The sequence below is a fragment of the Mesotoga infera genome, from assembly GCA_011045915.1.
Lineage (GTDB): Bacteria > Thermotogota > Thermotogae > Petrotogales > Kosmotogaceae > Mesotoga > Mesotoga infera_D.
This window is the reverse complement of sequence record DSBT01000275.1, coordinates 1-4,668: the sequence shown is the minus strand read 5'-3', so window position 1 is coordinate 4,668 and position 4,668 is coordinate 1. Positions and strand designations below refer to the sequence as shown.

The 4,668-nt window shown below is 46.4% G+C and carries 3 protein-coding genes; all 3 read left to right on the top strand.

The window, feature by feature from the left end:
* The first annotated feature begins 84 nt into the window (after positions 1 to 84).
* The 3 genes from ENN47_09175 to ENN47_09165 are packed head-to-tail and all read left to right on the top strand — an operon-like array spanning position 85 to position 4,593.
* A complete protein-coding gene (locus tag ENN47_09175) occupies positions 85 to 3,117 on the top strand; it encodes a hypothetical protein (protein ID HDP78334.1) in 3,033 nt (1,010 codons plus the stop codon).
* Between the two features lie 2 nt (positions 3,118 to 3,119).
* Entirely contained in the window at positions 3,120 to 3,467 is a 348-nt protein-coding gene (locus ENN47_09170) for a hypothetical protein (protein HDP78333.1), read from the top strand.
* 4 nt (positions 3,468 to 3,471) lie between these two features.
* A complete protein-coding gene (locus tag ENN47_09165; GenBank protein HDP78332.1) occupies positions 3,472 to 4,593 on the top strand; it encodes a hypothetical protein in 1,122 nt (373 codons plus the stop codon).
* Positions 4,594 to 4,668: the final 75 nt, after the last annotated feature.

Genomic DNA, 4,668 nt, shown 5'->3' with positions numbered 1-4,668 from the left:
TGACGGGCGTTCTTATGTTATCGATGGAATCTCGTTCTCCTCTCACCCATATGAGGTAAGTCTTTCCCTTCTGGAGGCGATTTGATGCGAAAGAATGACATAGAGAACATTGCGAAGACTCTGAGGAAAAGAGCACTGGTGAGGACTGGCACTATCGTGGGATTCGAGAATGACGGCAAGGTAGTGCGGGTTCGATTCCACGACACGAAGCTCGCCGAAGGTCAGTTTGAGAGAAAACTCGCCTGTGAAGGGATCATAGAAGGAAGCACATTCACCCTGATACAGCCAAATTTTAGGAGGCCCGTCTCAGACTTAGTTGATGTGGAGAAAGAGGTCGGAGCGGGCGGATTCAAGGGTCTTACTCTTCCTCTTGTAGGGTTTGAAGCGTATCCTGAGGGTTCAGAAAACCCGGATTGCATTATCGGCCTCTTTGAGTTGCCCGGAGGCGGGGTCTACAGAGAGATAATCACCGAGTCATCACAGGATATACTCATACCGGGTTATGGAATGTTTGCAAGCCAGAAAGCGATCGGAGAGGATGAGATCAGGAGGATAGAATTGCTGCCGTGGTTCGGTCCTCATCGCTTTGGGGATGTCTTCAGGATTGCTTCATCCAGCAATCGGGAGCTCTTGATCACCACAAGAGAAGGCGGCGAGGTTGCCGGTGTACTTTTTGTGGACAAGGTAATGTCATTGAGAACCAGATCAGAAGAGTTCCTTGAACCTGAATTTCAATTCAGTGAACTAGATAATGTATTGCTTATCACAGAAAGGATTCCGACTCTTGACAATCTTCCTGTCGCCTATAAGCACCTACTCTGCAACTGGAAGAGCACTGTACTTTTCTGTGAGGGTGTGAACTTATTTGACTACTACGAGAGGAGATGGACCGGTCCGACCGGAAGGTGGAGATACATGTCGCCCACGGCCAGGCCTGAGTCCAACTTGCCCCTTTCCAGCTACCGGAAGTCAAGGAGACTTGTCATACAATGTGAAGGCGACTCTTATACAGGACGAGAGCTAATGCTCCCCTGGATATTGAATTCAAGTAATCCACCAAATCCACTGAATCTTGAATATGATTCCTCCCGGTTCACGTATCATGGAGCTCTAAGAATATCCAAGATAACATATGATCTGAGCGAGAATGCTGTGAAGATTGTGGGAAGCCCTTTGTGGCTAGAAGAACCCGCTCAGAACCGCTCTGCTCTATTACCGAGCAATAGCTTTGGTGTTGACTTTGCCAATGATCCTGAGCTTACCGGAGCTATACCAAGGATAAACAGAGAAGGAGAGTATTTTGGCGTCGAAAGAACTGTCACGGCAGACGAATACGAGAATAACCTGCAGACTGTATATCCTGCATTTGTCCCAGAATCGACTCCGGAAGTGCTTTCTTTCCGATTCAGTAATCAGCCTGAAGTCTGGACCTATGTCAACGGAAAAAGCAAACTTGCTGAGGGAGAACCAGTTGAAGTTAGCATAGACGGGATAGTGAATACCCAGGAAATACAAGTCTTGCTTGCACAAGGCTCTTTCAGACCATTCTACATCATTGATCCTCCCGAGTGGATGGCGCACTTTGCGATAGGGAACGAGTATGTTCACTTGTGGGAACCGTGTTCGATCAATTTCTCCCCTGCTATAGTGCCACACGTAGTCGACAGTCAAACAGGATACACGAATTCTTTTATTTCGAGAGAAGAATATGAGGATGGGAAGAGACTGAAAGAATCGGTAGAACTGAAACTTTCCAACATAGATCTGCCAGGGAATTACAAATACGGAGTTCTGTTCAACATAGAGAGTTTCAACCAGATGAATAGGTTCGACAATGCGTTTTTCACAAAGGACCTGAAACAAATAACAGATTGCAGAACAATTGCTTCACGAATTGGAAAGATCGGATTGGGTTTCACCAGTTGGGATTTCAGCTGTTCGGTATTCTTGGGGTACGATTCGCCAATGGGAACAAACAGGAAGATGTATTACGGGCCAGTAGCTCCTGAGCAAATAAAGGATATCTATTTCACAGGTACTGTTGTAGAAGGGAAGCCCTACAAGATAATCAACTTCAATTTCACTGACGAAAATCTGTTGATGGACTTCAGCTATGGAGAGAGGAACTACCCGGACTACAGCTACGATCCTTCGACCGGTGGTCTTGCAGAACCAGCCGACACGTTCAAGGTAACGAGGCCAAGATATGATACAGGCGCCAATGCAATAAACAGATGGTGGCCGGACGACATAACGGTCGAAATTGACCATATCGATGTTTATAAGATTACAGGTGCTTCTTACGATTCTTGGACAGGAAATTGGAATTGGACGTGGGAGGATGAACCGTGTAGAACAATCTCGGGCGAGATTGTTGAGAAGATCGAGCCGTACCCAAATATCCGTGTATCAATCATGGCGGGAGAGTTAACTGAGTTGGCCGGGAGATGGCACCTTCCAAGACTACATATTTACTATAAGCGAATCAAAGCGGGTATCGGATTGTCAGCGGTCCCGTATTTTTATGTGAGATTCCGTTCCTTCTATGAGGCTCTCTCGGAGATGTCTGTTGAAGACGCTCAGCGGGTGTACCGCCCAAATTCGTATGGCTGGTTTGTTCCGTATACCATCTTTGAAGATCATTATGGAGAGATGATTCCAATCGTTTCACCAATCTACGGACCGATTGAGTTTCCTGAGACCGACGATCAACTCTTGAATTCGATAAGGCATGACATGACAGGAATAGTCGGAGCTCAAGAAATCAAAGGGTTTCTCTTTGAATATACACCGGATACACCTCTTAGGGATAGCGTGAAGTTGGAAGGGCCCTTAGGGAATGATGAGGCTTTTTTCCTTCCATATGGTGAGCGGCAAGACCATCTCATTGAATACTCGAGGTCGGGGACAACGTTCTTCGTTCAGGAATTTCCAATTACGGGCGAAATGGTTCAGGATCACGTTATGCATGGTAGGTTTGTCGAATTTCCAAGGAATGTGAAGCTTTCAAGACTTCGCTTTGATAGAGCAAAGCTAATGTTCTCGAAACTCATACTTAACGATGATCTCACTTCTCCGGTAATGAATCCAAGGACTCATATACAAATGGAGGAATGAAGATGGATTATCCAGTGAAGACAAGAGTAAGGTTCGTTCTGAATGGAGAGAGTGTTGATTCGATAGTCTTAGAGAGGGGGCAAACAGCCTTCATTGATCTCCTCATAGAATCTTGCGACGGTGAAGAATGGGCACAAGCCCATGGGACTATATCCGCCAGCATTGTATATTTCGACGGCAAGAGTTTTGAAGAAATTGCAGTGTGCCCTATCGAAAATGATCGAGTCGCTTTAGAGGCCGATCTTCCTGTAGGAACGTACTACCTCCAGGCAACTGTTGCACTGAGTTCTCCCGTGGTTCTCCAGCGCGTTCAAAGACTGAAGTTGAAGATTGTCGTGGATAGGGAGTGATGATATGACTCTTCTAGAAGTCGAATACACTCTGGTTGCAGGAACGAATGGGAGACTCTCGCTAGATATTTATTTCGATTCGGAGAAAGCAATTTCCGATGTAGCCTATCAGGGGACAACGAAAGACGATGAATTCAATGTGGTGGCAAATGACGATGAACACTCCGTCAGATTTCGTGTTCTACATCAAGCGTTGACTCTTTCAGGCGCATATATGATAATAACTAAAGCACAGTATGGAGGATTTGACCTGTTGGCTCAGAGTCTTGAGTATTGGGAGATCGATACTACAGGAACAATAGATTATGTGGATGAAGGTCTGAAAATCACGCCAACAAGTCCATATTCCACATTCAGTGTAACTGGTGTGCTCCCCGAGCAAGAACCGAAGCAACTTCCAATTTCATTCGATTGGGAAGTCTCGAGCGAAGAGGGTTGGGATTTTTTTGAAGGCGTAATTGATGGTATGGTTTTCTTGAGGGCAAGCGGGATACAGTCGGGGTCATTCTATGATACTGTGACACATGATGAACCACACACGTTGAGATTTGCGTATACGAAAGATTCCAGCGCCGCAAGTAATGAAGACTGTGGAAGAGTGGGGAATATCATTGTGGGGGGAGAGAACTGGCTCGCAAACGGACTCGAAGGCTGGACTCTCGGCGGCGATGTACTTCCAGTTCTTCTTCCTGATGGACGTGTAGAACTGAGATGCTCAGACGATCAGTCGTCATGGATGGAGCGCACATATGCGCCGCCCCCAGACCAAATAATAACCAACATCCGGATCAGGCACTTACATGACGGTCAAACGATAAGCCAGTTTGCTGTCGAAGCTCTTGACACGTTCTTCGTAGATGCTGTTATGGAAGGGTTTGACTTGGTTACAGGTTCCTGGATACCAGTCGAGCCGACTATTGTCGAGGCCAGACTTGAAAGATACGATGAATCCGGGTTGTTTGAGCAAATTTCGGACAGTCAGGTCTTCGTTCATCCCGACGGTTTCTTCCGGCTCCTTCAAAAATGCGACGCTCCTCCCGGGACCTATTATCTGAAGACTACCGCCACAGTCGGAGAGATAACACAGATTGAAAGACTGAAGATAAAAGCAAAGGTAAACATCTGACCGCCCGAAAGGGCGGTTAGTTTTGGAGGTATAACATGAAGAACACAAGAGGATATGATGTTCGAAGGGTAGTTG

Coding starts and splice junctions, on each gene's coding strand:
- ENN47_09175 (HDP78334.1), top strand. CDS start 85: ATGCGAAAGAATGACATAGAGAACATTGCGAAGACTCTGAGGAAAAGA.
- ENN47_09170 (HDP78333.1), top strand. CDS start 3,120: ATGGATTATCCAGTGAAGACAAGAGTAAGGTTCGTTCTGAATGGAGAG.
- ENN47_09165 (HDP78332.1), top strand. CDS start 3,472: ATGACTCTTCTAGAAGTCGAATACACTCTGGTTGCAGGAACGAATGGG.